15 protein-coding genes are annotated in these 18,825 nt (G+C 66.6%); 8 read left to right on the forward strand and 7 right to left on the reverse strand.

The genetic code is table 11. The features are described 5' to 3' along the window. Nucleotide 1 precedes the first annotated feature (1 nt). The 3 genes from GGR04_RS09920 to GGR04_RS09930 form a co-directional block, all read right to left on the reverse strand. Complete coding sequence (locus GGR04_RS09920) at nucleotides 2–670, reverse strand: acyltransferase (protein WP_183199716.1); 669 nt, start codon at nucleotides 668–670, stop codon at nucleotides 2–4. A 140-nt stretch (nucleotides 671–810) separates the two neighbouring features. Then, on the reverse strand, nucleotides 811–2,223 hold the full coding sequence (locus tag GGR04_RS09925) for a polysaccharide biosynthesis protein (protein ID WP_183199717.1): 1,413 nt from the start codon (nucleotides 2,221–2,223) through the stop codon (nucleotides 811–813). Nucleotides 2,224–2,479: 256 nt separating this feature from the next. Next, nucleotides 2,480–4,561 carry a right-handed parallel beta-helix repeat-containing protein gene (locus GGR04_RS09930; protein ID WP_183199718.1) on the reverse strand — a complete coding sequence of 694 codons (2,082 nt, stop codon included), beginning with the start codon at nucleotides 4,559–4,561 and terminating at the stop codon, nucleotides 2,480–2,482. A gap of 405 nt (nucleotides 4,562–4,966) precedes the next feature. On the opposite strand from GGR04_RS09930, the gene GGR04_RS09935 reads away from it, so the two are divergent. From GGR04_RS09935 to GGR04_RS09960, 6 genes are all read left to right on the forward strand, one after another. Continuing rightward, the gene (locus tag GGR04_RS09935; RefSeq protein ID WP_183199719.1) at nucleotides 4,967–5,599 is read left to right on the forward strand and encodes an acyltransferase; all 633 of its coding nucleotides are present in this window, start codon (nucleotides 4,967–4,969) and stop codon (nucleotides 5,597–5,599) included. A gap of 171 nt (nucleotides 5,600–5,770) precedes the next feature. Continuing rightward, nucleotides 5,771–7,213, forward strand: coding sequence for a UbiA family prenyltransferase (locus GGR04_RS09940; RefSeq protein WP_183199720.1), 1,443 nt, complete (start codon nucleotides 5,771–5,773; stop codon nucleotides 7,211–7,213). After that, nucleotides 7,206–8,555 carry an FAD-binding oxidoreductase gene (locus GGR04_RS09945; RefSeq protein ID WP_183199721.1) on the forward strand — a complete coding sequence of 450 codons (1,350 nt, stop codon included), beginning with the start codon at nucleotides 7,206–7,208 and terminating at the stop codon, nucleotides 8,553–8,555. Before GGR04_RS09940 ends, GGR04_RS09945 begins: the two co-directional genes overlap by 8 nt. A gap of 140 nt (nucleotides 8,556–8,695) precedes the next feature. Continuing rightward, on the forward strand, nucleotides 8,696–9,127 hold the full coding sequence (locus GGR04_RS09950; protein WP_183199722.1) for a DMT family transporter: 432 nt from the start codon (nucleotides 8,696–8,698) through the stop codon (nucleotides 9,125–9,127). Further along, complete coding sequence (locus GGR04_RS09955) at nucleotides 9,124–10,137, forward strand: NAD-dependent epimerase/dehydratase family protein (protein WP_183199723.1); 1,014 nt, start codon at nucleotides 9,124–9,126, stop codon at nucleotides 10,135–10,137. The genes GGR04_RS09950 and GGR04_RS09955 overlap by 4 nt, the downstream gene beginning before the upstream one ends. 83 nt (nucleotides 10,138–10,220) lie before the next feature. After that, nucleotides 10,221–11,603, forward strand: a complete 1,383-nt coding sequence (locus GGR04_RS09960) for an aspartate aminotransferase family protein (RefSeq protein ID WP_246393104.1) — start codon at nucleotides 10,221–10,223, stop codon at nucleotides 11,601–11,603. Between the two features lie 56 nt (nucleotides 11,604–11,659). On the opposite strand, the gene GGR04_RS09965 is transcribed toward GGR04_RS09960, so the two are convergent. Then, the gene (locus tag GGR04_RS09965) at nucleotides 11,660–13,399 is read right to left on the reverse strand and encodes a hypothetical protein (RefSeq protein ID WP_246393093.1); all 1,740 of its coding nucleotides are present in this window, start codon (nucleotides 13,397–13,399) and stop codon (nucleotides 11,660–11,662) included. 132 nt (nucleotides 13,400–13,531) lie between these two features. On the opposite strand from GGR04_RS09965, the gene GGR04_RS09970 reads away from it, so the two are divergent. Beyond that, nucleotides 13,532–14,359, forward strand: coding sequence for a DUF1194 domain-containing protein (locus tag GGR04_RS09970; RefSeq protein WP_183199725.1), 828 nt, complete (start codon nucleotides 13,532–13,534; stop codon nucleotides 14,357–14,359). A gap of 48 nt (nucleotides 14,360–14,407) precedes the next feature. On the opposite strand, the gene GGR04_RS09975 is transcribed toward GGR04_RS09970, so the two are convergent. Then, the gene (locus tag GGR04_RS09975) at nucleotides 14,408–15,364 is read right to left on the reverse strand and encodes a lysylphosphatidylglycerol synthase transmembrane domain-containing protein (RefSeq protein ID WP_183199726.1); all 957 of its coding nucleotides are present in this window, start codon (nucleotides 15,362–15,364) and stop codon (nucleotides 14,408–14,410) included. Nucleotides 15,365–15,709: 345 nt separating this feature from the next. Between GGR04_RS09975 and GGR04_RS09980 the strand changes: the two genes are divergently transcribed. Beyond that, entirely contained in the window at nucleotides 15,710–15,856 is a 147-nt protein-coding gene (locus tag GGR04_RS09980) for an entericidin domain-containing protein (RefSeq protein WP_183199727.1), read from the forward strand. Nucleotides 15,857–16,243: 387 nt separating this feature from the next. Here the strand turns inward: GGR04_RS09980 and GGR04_RS09985 are convergent, their stop codons facing one another. Beyond that, a complete protein-coding gene (locus tag GGR04_RS09985) occupies nucleotides 16,244–16,573 on the reverse strand; it encodes a response regulator (protein WP_210291739.1) in 330 nt (109 codons plus the stop codon). Between the two features lie 174 nt (nucleotides 16,574–16,747). After that, nucleotides 16,748–18,742, reverse strand: coding sequence for a putative bifunctional diguanylate cyclase/phosphodiesterase (locus GGR04_RS09990; RefSeq protein ID WP_183199729.1), 1,995 nt, complete (start codon nucleotides 18,740–18,742; stop codon nucleotides 16,748–16,750). Between the last annotated feature and the right edge of the window lie 83 nt (nucleotides 18,743–18,825).

Here is an 18,825-nt window from a genome sequence, read left to right on the forward strand (position 1 = left end):
ATCAGTCTGCCCAGTCGTCGAAGCTGAACCGGTATCGTCCTTCCGCCTTGGCGTCGGCGATCGACTTGATCGCCTTGGCGGGAAATCCCGAGATGAGGCTGAGGTCGCCCTCGACCTTCGAGAGGACGACGGAGCCGATCGCCACGAGATTGTCGTTGCCGATCGAGGCGCCCGGCGCGAAGCGCACGGCCGATCCGATGTAGTTGCCGCGGCCGATGATGATGTCGCGATCGAGGACGCTGACGCCATGCGTCCAGAACTGACTACCGACGCCGGCGATCCAGCTGCCGTCGCCGAGCTCGAAACGGCCATAGACGTCGAAGTAGTGGTCGTTGAGGATGAGGCAGCCGTCGCCGATCGCGAGCTCCGGCGTGTATTTCATCGCGGCGTAGCGCGGCGACCCGAGCTTCCAGTTTGCCGTGAACACGTTCTTGCGGCCGATGCGGGTGCGCGCGCCGATGGCGACGTCGATCGGGCCCTTGAAGACGTTGAACGCGCCGATGCGCGTGTCCTCGCCGATGCTCAGCGACTTCACCGCGAAGACGCTGAGCCAGCCGACCGACGCACGCTCGTGGATCGTGAAGCCGAAAAGCCGGCGGTAGAGCAGCTTTCGCAAGCCGTTGCCCGGCATGAGCGACACCAGCGCGGCCTTGATCAATCTGCCCTTCAAGACGGTCTCCTCGTCATCGAACCTGCCTGCGGCGCCTCATGCACGACGCATTCCAACGTCTGTCATCGGTATCGGCTCCGCTGCGCGGTTTACCATGCTTCCCGATCGATCGGCCAACGCCGTATCTCGTGAGCGAACGCTCACGACGGCGTCGCATCCGGTGCGGCGGGCGCACGCTGACCCAGCAACTGCCGAAGGCGCACGCTTTCCCGCCGCAGCACGAACAACACGAGCACGACCGTGAGCACCGGCATCAGCCAGATCGGCAGCCCCAACTCGCCGTAGAAGAGCGAGCCGATCGCCGCGGCGATGGCGCCGAGCACCGGCAGGAGCGGGACGACCTCGTGGTGCACCGGCGAGATGCGCTGCGACAGGGTGCGCCCGGCCGTGGCGGTCACGACGTAAGTGCCGAGGCGCGCCATCGCCGCACCGGCGGCTGCGGCGAAGTGGATGAGCGGGAAGCCGAGCGCCAGCATCGCCGTGGTGCCGCAGGCGACGACGAGGGCGTTGAGATGCGTCTTCTTCTCGCGCAAACCCCCGATGTTGAGGACGATGCCCAGCGCCTGCGGCACGATCGTCAGCGTCAGGATGCAGAACACGAAGGGATGAAACTCGAGCCCGGGGAAGAGCCAGGGCCAGAGGAAGGGGGCGAGCAGGAACGCGCCGAGCATCAGCGTCGAGAGGGCGAGGAGCAGGATGATGACGACCGCCTGGAAGAAGCCTGCCTCGGCGACGGTGTCGCGCCGCATGGCCTCGACGGCGAACCAGAGATTGAGCGGCGTCACGGTCAGCACGCCCATGATGCCGGTAAGGCGCTGGTGCGCCGCGTAGGAAGCGATCACCGAGAGATCGACGTCGAGCGTCGCCATGATGAAGCGATCGGCGCTGGTGGTCATGTTCGCCACCATCGCGGCGCCCGCGATGGGCAGGCCGTAACGGATCATCCGCATCATCAGCGCCCGGTCGACGCCGAGGCGGGCCTTCAGCACGAAGGCCACGGTGACCACGGCCGCCATCGTGAAGGTGCCGCGCAGGATCAGGAAGCTGTCGACGCTCCTGACCCAGGAGAGATCCAGCCAGAGCGCCAGGAACGCGATCGCCACCAGTCCGAGCGAGCGGATCATCTCGAACAGGATCCAGGCGCCGGTGCGCCTCTGTCCGCGAAGGCTCGAGATGGCGAGCATCGCCAGCGTCTCGGCCACCAGCGGCAGCACGAGGCTGAGGTAGCCGACGGGGCCGAGCCACTGGCGCGATGCCAGCCAGACGAGACTGGCGAGGACGAGGGCGAGGGGCGCGGCCAGCGTGAACGCGGCGCCGAGGCCATGGCGCGGCTCGCTGGCGCCGCTCGCCGTGGTGAAGAGGAGCCCGTACTGGATGCCGAGCGCGCCCACGGTGCCGAAGATCATCATCATCGGCTCGACGAGCGACCAGAACGCGAACCCGTCGATGCCGAGCCCGCGCAGCAGAACGAGGGTGAGGAGAAGGTTCGAGCCGGCGGGAATGGCGGCGATGGCGATGAAGCCGAGCGGCTTGGCGATCTGGGAGAGTTTCAAGTCGGCCGTTCTCCGCTGAAGGCCGGCCTTTCTCGCCGCCGGATCGTATCGGACCACCGTCCTCGTCGCGGAGCGTCCCGCGCAGACGATCGGCGGGCCTGACGCCCGTTGATCGCGCGTCTGCCTATAGACGCCATCGTCCGTAAGGCAAAGAGATTATCGCGCTGCACAACGAAGCGGACGAACGCAGCGCGCGGCGGACGGGATCCGATCCCCTCCGCCGCGCGCGGTTCGGTCCGACGACGGGTTTGAGCCGTCAGGCGAAGACCCAGTTGATCGGGGCGCCGTCGGTGACGCCGACGCGGAACTGGGCCGAGGTTCCGTCGGTGTCGTGGATCGCGAAGATCGAGCCGCTCACCCGCGCGATCGTCGAGCCCTCGTGGAAGCCCTGCAGCACGACGGTGTCGCCCTTGCCGTAGTCGTTGATGCGGTCGTCGTCGACCTCGCCCTTGCGCAGGATGAACGTGTCGTTGCCGGCGCCACCATAGTAGTTGTCGCGGCCCGCGCCGCCGTCCAGCGTGTCGTTGCCGTCTTCGCCCCACAGCATGTCGTTGCCCGCGCCGCCATGAATGATGTCGTGGCCCGTGCCGCCGCGCAGGCCGTCGTCGCCGTCCTCGCCGAAGAGCGTGTCGTCGCCGTCTTCGCCGCGGATGAGGTCGTCGCCCGCTCCGCCGTGGATCGTGTCGTTGCCGAGACCGCCGCCGAGCGTGTCGGCGCCGATGCCGCCGTCGAGGCGGTCGTGGCCGTTGCCGCCGTCGAGCCGGTCGGCCCCGCTGCCGCCGAAGAGCTGGTCGTCGCCATCGCCGCCGAACAGCTGGTCGTCGCCGTCCCCGCCTCGCAGGATGTCGTTTCCGGCATCGCCGTAGAGGACGTCGTTGCCGGTGCCGCCGTCGAGCGAATCGTTGCCTTCGCCGCCCGCCAACGTGTCGTTTCCGGCGCCGCCGTTCAGCGTGTCGTGACCGTCGAGCCCGTTGAGGACGTCGTGGCCGCCGCCGCCGTTGAGAACGTCATGACCGCCCGCACCCATCATCTTGTCGGCGGCGTCGGTGCCGGTCTTGACGATGGCCGCGGCCTCGGCCGGTCCGGTGCCGGACGCAGGGGCGGCGGCGGCGTGATCGGTTGGCGGCACCACCGGGGTCGTCGCGCCGCCCCCGGCGGGAACGCCGGGAACCACGGCGCCGTGGTCGTCGGACGGCCGCGTCAGCAACGAGCCGACCGCCTGCAGGTTCTTCAGGGCGGCGGCGTCGCCCAGCAGCTTGATGCCGGCCGCGTAGGCCTTGTCGGTCTGGTGGCTGAGGTCGAGCACCTTCAGATAGTAGTTGGCGGCGGCCGGGTTCTTGTAGTCGAGGACGAGATTGTTCGTGGCGTTGGCCGGCGAGCTCAGGAGGATGGCGGCACCGGACACGTTGTCGGCGACGGTCACGTTCTTCGACCCGACGGGGACGATGATGTGGATGCCGTCGTTCTTGCCGTCGCCGGACGGCGTCTGCTGGTTCATCAGCACGGTGTTGCCGCGGATCGTCAGCCCGTCCGCCTGATACACGGTGATGCCGTGATAGGTGTTGTTATGGATCGTGTTGTTCTCGATCAGCACGTTCTTGTAGTCGATGTTCGACTCGTTGCCGAAGAAGATCGCCTGGGTGTAATTCCCCTTGCCGCTGTCGAGAACGTTGTTCTTGATCGTGATGTCGGTCGATGCCGTCTTCGTCCCGCTTGTGAAGAACTGGATCATGTCGTTATGATTGATCGACCAAGCCGACCCGAGAAAATCGTGCAGATTGTTGCCGTCGATGGTGATCTTGTCGACGTCCGAGAGCTGCATGCCGTCGGCCTGCAGCCCATGGATGTTGTTGTTGAGGATGACGGCGTTCTTCGTCTCGGTGATCTGCATGCCGAAATTATATTTCGACACGTCGTTGTTCTGGAAGACGAAACCGTCCGTACCCTTCACCCGAACCGCGTTGTCGGCGACCACCACCTTGCCGTCGTTGAAGGCGGTCGCGCCACCGACCATCACCGAGTTGAGGACCGCGATGTTCTTCGAATTCTCGACGAAGACGTCGGTCATCCAGGCGGCGCGCTCCACCCCGACGCTGTCGAACTTGACGCCGTCGACCGTCAGGTTCGAAACGTTCGTCAGCTTCAGCGAATTCATCACGGCCTTGTCGTCGGCGTCGAGAGACTTCAGGGTCACGTTGCTGGCGAAGGAGACGTTGTTCAGATTGACCGAGAAGTCGTCGCCGCCGCCTTCGAGATAGATGGTCTCGCCGCCCTTGGCCGCCTTCAGCGCCTTGGTGAGTTCTGCAGTGTTCGAAACGACGATCTTGGAAGCCGACATCACAATCTCCATAACCGCGCCTGGTCGCGGGCTGTCCTGAGATTGTATTGGCCAACTTAACATCGGGACAAAGACAACGGATAATATACTTGCAATCATTCTCATCGGCTTCGAATCAAATCTCAGATAAAATTAGTTCAAATTCTAAGGTTCGGGTTCGGGGTCGATACGTTGTCGGCACTGGGCTAGCGCGTGCGGCTGGCGGGAATGCGGCGTCCGGCTTCGTTCTCGCGCAGGCGTGATCCACGAGGCGACACCGCATCGATCCGGTTTCAGACGGGCGAGGGGGCGGCAGAGCTGCGGACCGTCGATCGTTCGCCTTCCTTCCTTTGCCGCAACGCGGTAGCCAACGGCGACGGGAATGCGTCGACGGGCAAGACCCGCGCGATCAACGAGGACATGCCGATGCTTCGAGGTCTGGTCTGGAGACTATCCACCTTCGTGGCCTGTGCACGGCTGCGGCGTGCGGGCGCGCAGCTCGGGCGCAACCTTCGGTTCTACGGACTGCCGATCGCCAGCGGCGACCTGCGCCGCCTGCGCCTCGGCGACAACGTCGCGATGATCAACCGTCCCGAAGGCACGGCGCTCGGGGTGCGGGCGCCAACCATCCTGCGCATTCTCGGGCCAGACGGGCGCATCGACATCGGCGCCGACACCGGGATCAGCGGCGGCGTCGTCTGTTCGGCGGCGGGCGTCACCATCGGCCGGCGCTGCCTGATCGGGGCGGACGTGATGATCTTCGACACCGACTTCCACAACACCGCTGCGGAAGGGCGCCGCTACGCCGCGCCCGACTGGCCGGCGATCAGCCGGCCGGTGGTGATCGAGGACGACGTCTTCGTCGGCACGGGATCGAAGGTGATGAAGGGCACGCATATCGGGCGCGGCTCGATCATCGGGGCGGGCAGCCTCGTGACGGGCGTCATCCCGCCCTTCTCTATTGCTGTCGGAAACCCCGCTCGCGTCGTTCGCTCGATCGAACCGGGTGCTTCGGCCGCCGCCATGCCGTCGCCGGAAGACGTGGCCGATCTCGGCTGACGCCGTCGATCAGGCCTGGAATCGATCGCTTCCGAACGGTTTCGTTACGGCTCTCTTCATCATGCGATGAAGGACGACAACTGTGAATTGCCTCGTTTACGCACCGGAAAGGACGCGCGGTCGAAGTTCGTTCGAACCGGCCGCGCCGAGACGGCGATTGGGAAGCGATTCATGGACACACTCCTCGCCCGCATCGAACGCCCCCTCTATGTCGATCTCGACGGGACGCTGATCCGCAGCGACCTCCTCTGGGAAAGCCTCTTCCTTTTCGCGCGGCAGAACCCGCTGGGTTTCTGGCGCGTGTTCGGCTGGGCTCTCGCGGGCAAGTCCGTGCTGAAGGACGAGCTCGCGGCCCGGGTCGAACTCGACGTCGCGACGCTGCCCTACCGCGACGAGCTCGTGGCGACGCTGCAGGCCGAGAAGGACGCCGGCCGCCACATCGTGCTCGCGACCGCCGCCAACGAGCGAATGGCCAATGCCGTGGCCAGCCATCTCGGCCTCTTCGACGACGTGATCGCCAGCGACCGCGAAACCAACCTCTCGGCCGAGCGCAAGCTGCAGCGCATCCAGGGCCGCTGCTTCGGCACCGGCTTCGACTATGTCGGCAATTCGCACGACGACGTCTGCCTCTTCGAGGCGGCCGACGCCGTGACGGTGGTCGAGCCCGACCGGTCGGCCGGCGCCTGGCTGCGCTCCGCCACGAAGGAGCGGCGGTTGATCGCCGACCGTCGCAGCCGCGGCCGCGACCTCCTCAAGGCGATGCGGCCGCATCAATGGTCGAAGAACGTCCTCGTCTTCGTGCCGCTTCTCCTCAACCAGGACTTCCTCGACTTCGGACTCGTCGCCGCGGCCTGCGTCGCGTTCCTCGCCTTCTCGTTCGCGGCGTCGTCGGTCTACATTCTCAACGACCTGCTGGACCTCACCGCCGACCGGCGCCACAAGACCAAGCGCAACCGGCCCTTCGCCAGCGGCCGGGTGCCCATTCCCAACGGGATCGCGCTCGCCGTCGGGCTCTTCGCCGCGTCCTTCGCCTTGAGCGCGCTGCTGCCGCCGACCTTCACCGCGGTGCTCGCCGTCTACATGATCGCGACGACCGCCTATTCCTTCGCGCTGAAGCGCATGCTCCTCATCGACGTGCTGACCCTCGCCGGACTCTACACGATGCGCATCATCGCGGGCGCCGCGGCCATCGTGTCGATGGAATCCTTCTGGCTGCTGGCCTTCTCGATCTTCTTCTTCCTGTCGCTGGCGCTGGTGAAGCGCTTCGTGGAACTCGCCGATTGCGGCGAGGGGGCGGACGCGAAGGCGAGCGGGCGCGGCTATGTCGGGCTCGATCTCGAGACGATCGGCCAGGCCGGCATGGCCTCGGGCTTCGCCTCGGTGCTCGTGCTCGCGCTCTACGTGGACAGCGCCGAAGTGCGCCAGCTCTACGACCACCCCTATCTGATGTGGCCGCTCTGCCCGCTGGTTCTCTACATCGTCGTGCGCATCTGGGTGCTCGCTCGCCGGCGCCAGATGAACGAGGATCCGGTGGTCTTCATCCTCAACGACTGGCGTTCGCAGATCATGATCGGGCTCGGCGGCCTGCTCTTCGTCGGTGCCGCCTATGTCTGAGACCTATGCCAGCTGGGGTCGGGCGACCCCGCGCGTGCCGAGGCGCCCGGCGACGACGGGGCAGTCGAGCGATCCGTTTCCGCTCGTGCGCGCCGCCGGCGGCCTGCTGCCGCGCGGCAACGGGCGCTCCTACGGCGACTCCTGCCTGAACGATGCCGGGCTGCTCGTCGATCACCGGGCCGGCGCGGCGATCCGAAGCCTCGACGCCGAGACCGGCGTGCTCGTCGCCGACGCCGGCGTGACGCTTGCCGAGATCACGCGCGCCGCCGCCCCGCTCGGCTGGTTTCTGCCGGTGACGCCCGGTACGCAATTCGTGACGCTCGGCGGCGCCGTCGCCAACGACGTGCACGGCAAGAACCATCACCGCCGCGGCACGCTCGGACGCGCGGTGGAGGCGCTGACGCTTCGCCGTTCCGATCGGCCGCAGCCGCTCCGATGCACCCGGCAGACCCAACCCGAACTCTTCGCGGCGACGATCGGCGGCATGGGTCTGACCGGCCTGATGGGCGAGATCACGCTGCGGCTGATGCCGGTTTCTTCCACCGCGATCCTCCAGACCACGACGCGCTTCGATCGGCTCGACGATTATTTCGCCATGGCCGAAGAGGCCGACGTGCGCCACGAGTATGCGGTGGCCTGGATTGACTCGCTGGCCACCGGTCGCCGCTTCGGACGCGGCCACCTCATCGCCGGCGATCATGCGGCTTGCGGTGATCGCGAGGGTATCGCCCGTCCGCCATTCGCCCGCATTCCGTTCACGCCGCCGGTCAGCCCGCTGAAGGGGCTGGCGTTGCGCGCCTTCAACGAGGGGTATTTCCGCAAGGCGAAGGCGGGCACCGAGACCCACGCGGTGCCCTTCGACGGCTTCTTCTACCCGCTCGACCGGATCGGCGCCTGGAACCGACTGTATGGCCCCCGCGGCCTGCACCAGCACCAGAGCGTGGTGCCGGGTGAGGGCGCGCGCGACACCGTTGGCGCGCTGATGCATTGCGCCCGCGCGCACGGGCAGGGGTCGTTCCTGACGGTGCTGAAGCGCTTCGGCGACCTCCGGAGCCCCGGTCTCCTCAGCTTTCCACGGCCGGGCTACACGCTGACGCTGGACTTTCCAAACGCGGGCGCGCGCACGCTGCGGCTGCTCGATGCGCTCGACGCGATCACGGTGGACGCGGGCGGCGCGGTCAATCCCTACAAGGACGCGCGCATGTCGGCCGAGACCTTCGCGCAGTCCTTTCCGAACTGGGCGGCGCTGGAGCGCCTACGCGACCCCGCGCTCATGTCCGATTTCTGGCGCCGCACGGCCGGGCGTCTGACGCTGCCGGCCGAGGCGCGCGCCGCCGCCTGACCGAGGCAGGGCGAGCGAAAGGCTTTGTTGACGCTGGGGCGGGAAAGGCCGGGTCTGCGCCGCGTGTAAACCTTCGCCTTAACCGCTCCGCGACGGCGTGGGCCTAGGGTGCGGGCAACACAACCGCAGGGAGATTGGCGATGAGCCGCTACATACCCTTCATCCTCTTCACCGTCTTCACCAATGCCGCCGCGCAGATCATGCTGAAGCACGGGATGATGCAGATCGCGCCGCTGTCGTTCGCGGGCGTCAATCCCATCCTGAAGATTCTGCAGATCGTCTTCAGCCCCTTCGTCTTTCTCGGCCTTCTCACCTTCGTGGCGTCGATGGCCTCGCATCTCTTCGTGCTCTCGAAGGTCGAGCTGTCCTATGCCTATCCGTTCCTGTCGCTGGCCTACGTCGTGGTGGCCTTTGCCGCCTGGGGGCTGTTCGGCGAGGCGCTGACGCCCGCCCGCGCCGGCGGCATCGCCCTCATCTGCCTCGGCACGGTCTTCATTGCCAAGGACGGCGGTCGGGAGACCCCCGAGACGTCGGCGTCCGCCATTTCCACATCCGAAGGAGTGATCCGGTGAAGCATGTCATCTTCGGCGGCGACGGTTTCGTCGGTCGCCACCTCGCGCAGAAGCTCGTCACCGAGGGCGAGGAGGTGCTGGTCGCCGACATCGCCCGAAGCGAGCTGCCGCACTATGCGCGCGCCGCCCACATGAGCGTCGACGTCACCGATCCCGCCTCCGTGGCGCGGGTGCCGATCGCGGCCGACGACATGGTCTACAACCTGTCGGCCAAGATGCTCTCGCCGCTGCAGGTGCGCGCCAAGCGCCACGACTTCTTCTTCCCGGTCAACTACCACGGCACCGTCCACATCATCGAGGCGATGGACCGGGCGGGGGCTGCGAACCTCGTCCACTTCACCACCGACATGATCTACGGCCACACCGTCACCACGCCGATGACCGAGGACCATCCGGTGGCGCCGCTCGGCGAATACGGCCTGTCGAAGTGGAAGACCGAGGAACTCGCGCACGAGTGGCGGGCGCGGGGCATGAACATCTCGCTGTTCCGCCCCCGCCTCATCATCGGCCCCGGCCGCCTCGGCATTCTCGAGAAGCTGTTCAAGCTCATCGACGCCAATCTGCCGGTGCCAATGATCGGCTCGGGCAAGAACCCCTATCAGTTCATCTCGGTCTTCGACTGCGCCGAGGCCGCGCGCCTCGCCTGGAAGGCGGGCGTGCCGAACGAGGCCTACAATCTCGGCTCGCTCAACCCGCCGCCAGTGCGCAAGCTGCTCGGCGATCTCGTGAAGCACGCGGGATCGAAGTCGCTGCTGGTGCCGACGCCGGGCTGGGCGGTGAAGAAGACGCTCGACCTCCTCGATGCGCTGAACCGGCCGCTGATGGACCCCGAGCAATATCTCATCGCCGACGAGGAATGCGTGCTCGACGTGTCGAAGGGCAAGCGCCAGCTCGGCTGGGTGCCGCAGTACCGCGACGAAGACATGCTGATCGCAGCCTATTCCGAGTACCGGGCGTCGAAGGAGGGTCGTTCGGCACCCGCCGCCGCCTTCGCCCATCCCGCCGAGTGAGGACCGCCCCCATGCTGGATCGCCCGATCGCCGCCCCTCCCTCGCTCGACGCCGCCGCGCGCGTCGGGCCGGCCAAGCCCGACATGCTGACCCTCGACCAGGCCAAGGCCATGGACGTCGGCACCATGGCGGACCTCTTCAAGGAGCACATCAACCCCGGCCAGTTTCACTTCATGAAGCTGCTCGGCTTCCACAAGGTCAAGGTGGAGCGTGCCGAGGGCATGTTCTACGTGGACCAGAACGGCCGCAAGATCCTCGACTTCTTCGGCGGCTTCGGCTCGCTCGCCTTCGGCCACAACCATCCGCGCATCCTCGCCGCCCGCCAGCAGTTCCAGGACGAGAAGCGCCACGAGATCGCCATCGCCTTCCTGTCGCAATACGCGGCGGCGCTGGCGAAGAATGTCGCGGCCTGCTCGCCGGGCGATCTCGACATGGTGTTCCTCGGCTCCTCAGGCTCGGAAGCGATGGAGGCCGCGATCAAGGTGGCCGAGCGCGCGTCGGGCCGCAAGAACTGCAAGATCGTGCATGCCGAGAACTCGTTCCACGGCAAGACCAAGGGCGTGCTGTCGATCACCGATTCGCCGCTCTACAAGGGCGAGTTCAAGCTCGTCGACAACACCTACAAGGTGCCCTTCGGCGATCTCGCCGCGCTCACCGCCGTGGTGCGCTCCGATCCCGATGTCGGCGTCGTCGTGCTCGAGACGATCCAGGGCGGCGGCGGCATCATCGAGGCCTCCACCGAATACTGGCAGGGCGTGCGCGCGCTGTGCGACCAGCACAAGGTGATCTGGGTCGCCGACGAGGTGCAGTGCGGCTACGGGCGGTCGGGCAAGTTCTATGCCTTCGAGCACCACGGCGTGGTGCCCGACGTGACGGCGCTCGCCAAGAGCTTCGGCGGCGGCAAGGCGGCGATGGCCGCGATGGTGGCGCGCCGCGACGTCTACATGAAGGCCTACGGCACGCCGAAGACGGCGATGATCCACGCCCACGCGACGTTCGGTGGCATCGGCGAGGGCTGCGCCACCTCGATCGAGGCGCTGAACACGCTCTACGACGAGGATCTGATCGGCAACGCGGCGGTCGTCGGCGACTATCTGCTGGAGCGCCTGCGCGCCCTTCAGGAGAAGTACCCCTCGCTCATCAAGGAGGTGCGCGGTCGCGGCTTGATGGTGGGCCTCGAGTTCCACGACTTCTCGAAGACGCTGCCCTTCGCGCTGCGGCCGATGGTGGCGCTGCTCGACGAGAAGCTCAAGGGCTCGCTCTCGGGCTTCATCGGCGCGCTGATGCTGAAGGACTACGACTGCCTCGTCGCCTTCACCGAATACAACCGCAACGTCATCCGCCTCGAGCCGCCGCTGATCTGCTCCCACGACAATGTCGATCAGTTCTGCGACGCGCTGGACGACCTCCTCGGCCGCGGCATCGTCTCGATCGTCACGAGCTTCGTGAAGTCGCAAGTCGGCTGATCGCGTCCGCAAGGGGTTGGCGAAGGCCGGGCGGCGACGCCCGGCCTTCGCGCGTTTCAGTTCGCAGCGATCAGGCCCGGCCGCACGAGGCCGGTCCAGCAGGGCGAGAGTTCGACGCTCACGTGGTCGGCCAATGCGGGCGCGTAGATCTCGCGCAGGCGCATGTTGGCGGTGGTGATCGGGCAGCGCGGGTAGAGCACGAGATCGGTCGCCTCGACGGCCGCGAGCGTCGCCGCATTCGGCGGCGGCACGGCGCGGTAGGGATCGGCGCCGATCGCCACGCGCCGCGGCGCCTCACGCCGGAGGATCGTGGGGAACGGATTGACGAAGTTCAGGCTGAGGATCGTCCCGAAGTGCGTGCCGGTCCTCGCCTCGTAGGCCCGGATCGCCTCGACGCCATCCTGCGTCGCCAGAAGCCAGGCGACCTGGAACTCGATGTCCGCATAGAGGAAGTAACCCGGCAGCCGATGGCCGTCGGCAAAGGACTGGTACATTTCGGGAAACTGACGATACGACGCCATGAGCGCCTGCGCGCCGTCGATGATCTCCGGCTTTTGGTTCGCCGATCCCAGCCGCCCGAGCGATGCGACGGGAACCGGAACGGTCTTCAGTTCGCCGACGGCGGCGCGCATCGTCCGGTGCAGCACGTTGACGAGCGGAGGAAGCGCGGTGGCGGCCGCGAGCCCGACGACCACGATCATCGGCAGGGCGGGCAGGCGCGGCGCGCGGGCGACGATCACGAACAGCACCGGCCAGAGGAAGATGAACGCCTGACCGCCGGTGTTCTGGCTCTCGAAGAACAGGCCGATCGCGAGAAACGCCGCCAGCCAGACGACGTCGCGGTCGATCAGCGCGGCGATCGCCGGCAGCCCGGGCCGGTCGAGCACCCGCGCGGCGTCCTCGCGCAGCAGGCGGGCGTCGACGGTCGCGAGCGCCGCGACGAGCAGCAGACCGGACCCGAGAATGCCGAAATGCATCGAGGCGGCCTGCAGGAAGCGCGGCAGGAGCAGCCCTTCGTTCATCCCGAGAAGCGAGAGAATGTCGGTGACGTACGCCCGCACGAAGCCGGTGGTGAGTTCGAGCCCTGCGAGGACGCCTGCGAGCACGGCGAGGGCGGCGAGGGCCACACCGAGGCGCACGCGGCCGGCAGCGAAGGCAAAGGCGCAGAGGAGGCCGGCCGCCGCGAAGCCGGTGATCTTGAGAAGGAAGAGCGCCGTGCAGGACCACGCGATCACGAAGAGCAGCACCGACTGGCGGCGCTCGAAGACCAGCGCGGCCGCGAGCACGTAGAGGAGTTCGGTGACCTGACGGTTGTAGATGCCGTAGCCGTCGACGCCGGGAAAGTTGGCGTATTGCTCGACGTTGATCGGCACGAGCTGGAACACGAGGAAGGGCAGGAGCAGCCCGACCGCCCGTGCCCGCGACTGCCGCTCGATCGCCGCGATGACCGGCAGGAGCGGGGGCAACGTGACGAGCAGGAACATCCACTGGACGAGGAGCAGCGGCTGCCCACGCGGAAAGATCAGCTCGCCCAAGGCCATCAGCCAGTAGCCGATGGGTCCGACCGGCGCGAAGAAGTCCACCGACGGGATCTGCCCGGCCAGCACGCGCTGCGCTCCGTCGAGATAGACCACGACGTCCCAGTACATCGGCCCGACCGGCAGATGCAGCGGCAGCGACAGGAGGATCGCGACGATGGCACAGGCGAGCGCGATCAGCCCCCATGTCACCGGAAGGCGCGCGACGATCGCGGGGGTGGAGTGGGGCGAAGCTCGCCCTTGTACGTCGATACTCATGCGCGTCCCGGTCTTCCGATGGCTCCGCCCGTTTTAGCGCTCGAAAGTTGTACCGGGCTGACACGCACTCAGTGAGACGATCGTTACGATTTCGTGAATTGCCACCGCACCGATCGCGGCGGACGATACGCGATGCGAACCGTTCCAGCCCTGCTCGCTGCCTGTCTCGCCTTCTGGCTCCCGCCTTCGGTCGGCAAGGCCCAAGCGGCAGAGATGCCGGTCGATGTCGAACTGGTGCTGGCGGTCGACGTGTCCTGGTCGATGGACCGGGCCGAGCAGGAGATCCAGCGCGACGGCTACATCGCGGCGCTGCGCAGCCCCGAGGTGCAGAAGGCCATCGCCGACGGCATCCACGGCAAGGTCGCGCTGACCTATGTCGAATGGGCCGGCGAACTCTCGCAGGCCGTGGTCATTCCCTGGACGCTCGTGGACGGCAAGGAGGCCGCGGAATCCTTCGCCTATCGCCTCTCGAACGCCGAGCCGGACCGGCTGCGGCGCACGTCGATCGCAGCGGCGATCGATTTCGTCGCGCCGATGTTCGAGAACAACGGCTTCGAAGGTATTCGCCGCGTCATCGACATTTCCGGCGATGGCCCGAACAACCAGGGCCGGCCGGTGACGCAGGCCCGCGACGCGGCTGTGGCGCGCGGCATCGTCATCAACGGTTTGCCGCTGATGACACGCGGCGGCTACGACGCGGGATGGGGCTCGATCGAGCATCTCGACCGCTACTACACCGACTGCGTGATCGGCGGTCCCGGCGCCTTCATGATCCCCGTCAACGAGTGGGGGCAGTTTCCCGATGCCGTGCGTCGCAAGTTGGTGATCGAACTCGCCGGTCTCTGGCCGGAGCCGCCGCGGCGCGAGGCGATGCGCCCGCCCGCCGTCCCCGCCGCCGCCGGGCCGCAGACCAATTGCCGCGTCGGCGAAGAGATGTGGCAGCGGCGCCAGGACCGGTGAGGTCAGGGTCTGGCGGGGCGGGGCGTCGTCCGCCTGCCGACGAGTCGGTCAACCGGGCTTTCGCGCCGCTGCCTGTTCGCCCTTTCGCCGCCACATCGCGTTCTGCTCGAACACCAGCACGAAGACGATCGCCACCGCGAACGGCACGAGCAGGTAGAGGATGCGGAAGACCAGGAGGGCAGCGAGCACGTCGGTCTCGGGAACGTCGGAGAGGCCGGCGAGGAAGGTGACCTCGAGCACGCCGAGGCCCCCCGGCGCGTGCGAGACGAGCGCCAGCGAAAACGACACCACGAAGATCGCGAGCACCACCACGAAGCCGGGGTTCGACGCTTCGGGCAGGGCGAAGTAGATGATGCCGGCGGCGGCGACGATCTCCAGCGGCGCTGCGAGAAGCTGCCGGACCACCACGTCGCGACGGGGATAGCGCAGCACGAACTTGCCGATCTGCAGCGGCTTGAACCCCTTCAGGCTGCCGAGCACGTAGAGCGCGATGCCGATGAGGATCGCGACGGCGAGAAGGGTCGGAATGACCGGCGAGACATCGAAGTAGCGCTGGACGATGGTGGGATGAATGACCAGCGTGACCGAGGTGACGAGCAGCACGCCCAGCCCGAAGGTGAACGAACAGAACGCGATGAGGAGCGCGATCTCCGAGGGCGTCAGCCCGCGCGAACTGTAGGCGCGATAGCGCACCACGGCGCCGGAAAAGACGGACGCGCCGATGTTGTGCGACAGCGCATAGGTGGTGAAGGACGTCGCCGCCACGAAGGGAAACGGCACGCTGCGTCCGACATGGCGAAGCGCCAGCCGATCGTAATAGGCGAGCATCACGTAGGCCAGCGCCGCGGCGGCAATCGACCCGGCCCAGGCCATGGGGTGGATGGCGACGAAGCTCGCCCAGATGTCGTCGAGAGAGAGACCGCGCACTTCGCGGTAGAGCAGCCAGCACGAGAAGACCACTGCCAGGATGCCGATGGCCGGCCAGACGGCGTCTTTCCACTTCATTCACAGTCCTTCCTGGCATCGGACCGGGCAGCCGCGTTCCCGAACGAGCGCATGGCCGATGCCCATGGGTACCGAGACATAGGTGCTGATCGCGACAGATGAAAGAAAACTCGGGCGGGAACGTGCCCGCGTCGATCGAAATTCGGTGATGGTCCCGGAAGGAGCGGCGACGATGCCGCAGGCGGGGGCGTCCGGCCGCCCTTGCGTTCACCCCGTTTGCGACATTCGACGAGCGGACTCGCTCACCGATCCACCTCGTCCCCCAGGATTCTTTCACATACGAGGGAACGGCCGCACGCCGATGCCGTTTTGCTGCCGTATTCAGGACCCCGAGGAGCCAGGTTCATGTCGCGTAAGCTTTCTGCCGTCACCGCCGTCCTTGCCACGGTCATGATCCTCTCCGGTTGCGCGAACACGGTGCGCGGCGTGGGTCGCGACGTGGGCGGCACGGTCGATGCGACGGGCGCAGCCGTGCGAGACGTCACGCGCTGACGTCGCCACCCGAACGATCGAGGGCCGCTCTCGAGCGGCCCTTTTTTTGTGGGGAGCGCCGACTGGCTGGCGTCTTCGGCCGTTAGGCGATTGATAACCAAGTTGAGCTAGCGTCTGTCCATCGGCTGATGACGTCGATGCAGTGCGCCGGATCAAGGTATTGCGTACCGGCTGCGCTGTCTCCCGGTCGATCCCGTGGGGCAGGAACGGCTCAGTCCGGCGGCCGATGCCCGGCAGTCGGGGTCGGAGCGGCCGACGCCGATGTCGGAGCCAGCACCTTCCGAAACGCGCGATCACAGCGCCGCCAGATCACCCTTCGCCGTCCGGTTGCTCGCCGCTCCTATGAGCGGCCGAAGGCGTTTTGCTGCAGCATTGACCACACAATCGCTAGGCCGCGGCCAACATCCGGCGCACCGCTTCGGCGGTGAAGGGCTTCGAAAGACGCGGGACCGAGCGAAACTGTGCGGGAAGCTCGCCCACGCTCGCCGAGACGAAGCAGAACGGAACGTCGCGAGACAGAAGCAGGCGCGCCACCGGTGTCGATGTGCCGCCCGCGATGTTGTAGTCGAGCAGTGCGAAATCGAGATCGGACAAAGCTTTCTCGAGGCCATCACTGACCGTTCTCGCCCAGACGCAGGTTGCGTCCGAGGTCTCGGCGACGATGTCCTCGAGGTCCATGGCGATCAACGGTTCATCTTCGACGATCAATACACGCATCGGCCGATCCCCTTCGTAGGAGGTAACGTCGGCGGTTCGAACTCGTTCGGCGGTATTTGAATCGATTTGGCCGAACTTAGAGCCTTTCGGCGAATACGGTTTACGAAGCGTTACCGCGGCACGGCGACCAACTGCGACTGCGGGTCGGCGTCTTTCCGTCGCGACGCCGGGGCGTCAGAGAGCGGCGCGCAGTGGCTCTGGCGATACGGGATCGACCGCGTCGACCAGAACCCGTCGCGACGTCTGCTGCAACATCTCGGAGGCGATGCGATCGATCGGCATCGGTCGTCCGAAATAGTAGCCCTGCAACTGGTCACATCCCATGAGGGAGAGGGCGCTGACCTGCTCGAACGTCTCGACGCCCTCGACCGTGACCTTCATGTTCATGTGGTGGCCGAGCGAGATGATCGTCTCGATGATCTGCGAGACGTTCGCCTCGCCCTCGCCGAAGGCGAGCATGAAGGACTGGTCGATCTTCAGCTTGTCGAACGGGAACCGCCAGAGGTAGCCGAGCGACGAATAGCCCGTGCCGAAATCGTCCATCGCGATGGAGACGCCGAGACCCTTCAGCTGCGAGAGCTGGTCGAGAATGGCGTCCGAGCGCTCGAGCAGCAGCGACTCGACGACCTCGATCTCCAGCCGCCGGCCGTCGATTCCCGCCTGCTCGATGGCGCCGCGCACGATGTCGACGAGATCGCCGTCGCGGAACTGCACGGCCGAGAGATTGACCGAGATGAAGAGGTCTTCCGGCAGGTCGGCCAGTTGGCGCGCGGCCTGCCGGATCACCCAGCTGCCGATCGCCTTGATGTAGCCTCGTGCTTCGGCGAAAGGAATGAAGTCGCCGGGCGAGATGTAGTTGCCCTTGCCGTCGGGAAGCCGGATCAGGGCCTCGAAGCCGATGGGGCGCCGGGACTTGCCGCAGACGATCGGCTGATAGAAAAGCTCGAAACCATCGCAGTCGATCGCCGTGCGAATCAGGCCTTCGATCATCCGGCGACGATGCGCCTCCTCGTCCATCGACGGATCGTAGGCCGTGTAGGCGCCCTGGCGCGAACTCTTGTGGACCATTAGCGCCAGTTCGGCGTGGCGCGCGATGTCGTTGAAGACCCGGCCATGCTCGGGCATGTTCACGACGCCCATGCATAGATGCGGCGTGACCACCCGCCCGTCGAACTCGACGGGAAGTTCCACCGACTGGCGGATCCGTTGCGCCAGCGCCTCGATGTCGTCGGAGTCGGCGACCCGTCGTTGCAGGATCAGGAAATCGTCGGCGCCGAGGCGCGCCACGAGATCGCTTGGATCGGCGACCGTCAGCAGACGTTTCGCCACCACCCGCAGCAGTTCGTCGCCGAAGGGCTGACCCTGCGCACTGTTGATGTCGGCGAGACCGGCGATGTCGAGGCTCCAGAACGCCATCTGCTCGCGCGTCGCGCGCGACGTCGCCAGAACCTTCTCGCACTCCTCCTGCATCCGGTGGCGGTTGAGCAGATGGGTCAGCGAGTCATAGTTGGCGAGAAACTGGATCTGTTCGTCGGCCTGCTCGATCCGCCAGCGGCGCTGGAGATAGATCAGTCCAGGGAGCCCGGTGCTGACGAAGACGACGAGGAAGAGAACGCCGACCGAAGTGGCGATGACCGAGGTGTAGACGGCGCGGATGGAAGCGGTGCTGGTCTGCACGGAGAGGAAGCCGAACCGCTGACCGTCGCGATCGAGCGGCACGATCACCACCGGCATATCGGTTTCGAGATCCTTGACCTCCGTCCAGTCCCCCGCGCGCTCGACGAGGGCCGCGCCCAGCTTGTCCTGCGAGATCGTGCCGCCGGGACGCTCGCGCATCAGCCAGGTGTAGCGGTCAGAGCGCGAGGCGAAGACCTGCTCGCCCTCGAGATCGAAGATGGCAAAGCTCGATATGCCCGAAGCGTCCGCGACGTTGCGCACCCGGGCCTCCTCGTCGGGGCTGCGGGAGATCTGCGTCAGCAAGGTACCAAGGGCATCAGGATCGGCGACGACGAAGGATGCGAAATGCCGGCCGATCTCCTGGACGTTGCCGTCGATGAGCTCGTCGATGGCCACCCGTCCGAGATAGACGCCCGAACCCGCGATCGTTGCCAGCACAGCGCCGGCACCGAGCATCGTCAGACCGTATCTGCGTAGAAGCTTCAGAAGCATCGTCAGGCCACCCTTCGGCGTCACGATGCCGGGAAGGTCTGAAAAAAAAGAAAATTGGGCGTCGCGATGTCGTTGTGCTGGAA

Origin of the sequence: Aureimonas pseudogalii (genome assembly GCF_014196835.1) — a bacterium.
Classification (GTDB): Bacteria; Pseudomonadota; Alphaproteobacteria; order Rhizobiales; family Rhizobiaceae; genus Aureimonas; species Aureimonas pseudogalii.

What these genes read in the sequence shown, in the direction of transcription:
- GGR04_RS09930 (WP_183199718.1), bottom strand. Translation starts at nt 4,561, where the DNA reads ATGTCGGCTTCCAAGATCGTCGTTTCGAACACTGCAGAACTCACCAAG.
- GGR04_RS09935 (WP_183199719.1), top strand. Translation starts at nt 4,967, where the DNA reads ATGCTTCGAGGTCTGGTCTGGAGACTATCCACCTTCGTGGCCTGTGCA.
- GGR04_RS09940 (WP_183199720.1), top strand. Translation starts at nt 5,771, where the DNA reads ATGGACACACTCCTCGCCCGCATCGAACGCCCCCTCTATGTCGATCTC.
- GGR04_RS09945 (WP_183199721.1), top strand. Translation starts at nt 7,206, where the DNA reads ATGTCTGAGACCTATGCCAGCTGGGGTCGGGCGACCCCGCGCGTGCCG.
- GGR04_RS09950 (WP_183199722.1), top strand. Translation starts at nt 8,696, where the DNA reads ATGAGCCGCTACATACCCTTCATCCTCTTCACCGTCTTCACCAATGCC.
- GGR04_RS09960 (WP_246393104.1), top strand. Translation starts at nt 10,221, where the DNA reads ATGCTGACCCTCGACCAGGCCAAGGCCATGGACGTCGGCACCATGGCG.
- GGR04_RS09965 (WP_246393093.1), bottom strand. Translation starts at nt 13,399, where the DNA reads ATGAGTATCGACGTACAAGGGCGAGCTTCGCCCCACTCCACCCCCGCG.
- GGR04_RS09970 (WP_183199725.1), top strand. Translation starts at nt 13,532, where the DNA reads ATGCGAACCGTTCCAGCCCTGCTCGCTGCCTGTCTCGCCTTCTGGCTC.
- GGR04_RS09975 (WP_183199726.1), bottom strand. Translation starts at nt 15,364, where the DNA reads ATGAAGTGGAAAGACGCCGTCTGGCCGGCCATCGGCATCCTGGCAGTG.
- GGR04_RS09980 (WP_183199727.1), top strand. Translation starts at nt 15,710, where the DNA reads ATGTCGCGTAAGCTTTCTGCCGTCACCGCCGTCCTTGCCACGGTCATG.
- GGR04_RS09985 (WP_210291739.1), bottom strand. Translation starts at nt 16,573, where the DNA reads ATGCGTGTATTGATCGTCGAAGATGAACCGTTGATCGCCATGGACCTC.
- GGR04_RS09990 (WP_183199729.1), bottom strand. Translation starts at nt 18,742, where the DNA reads ATGCTTCTGAAGCTTCTACGCAGATACGGTCTGACGATGCTCGGTGCC.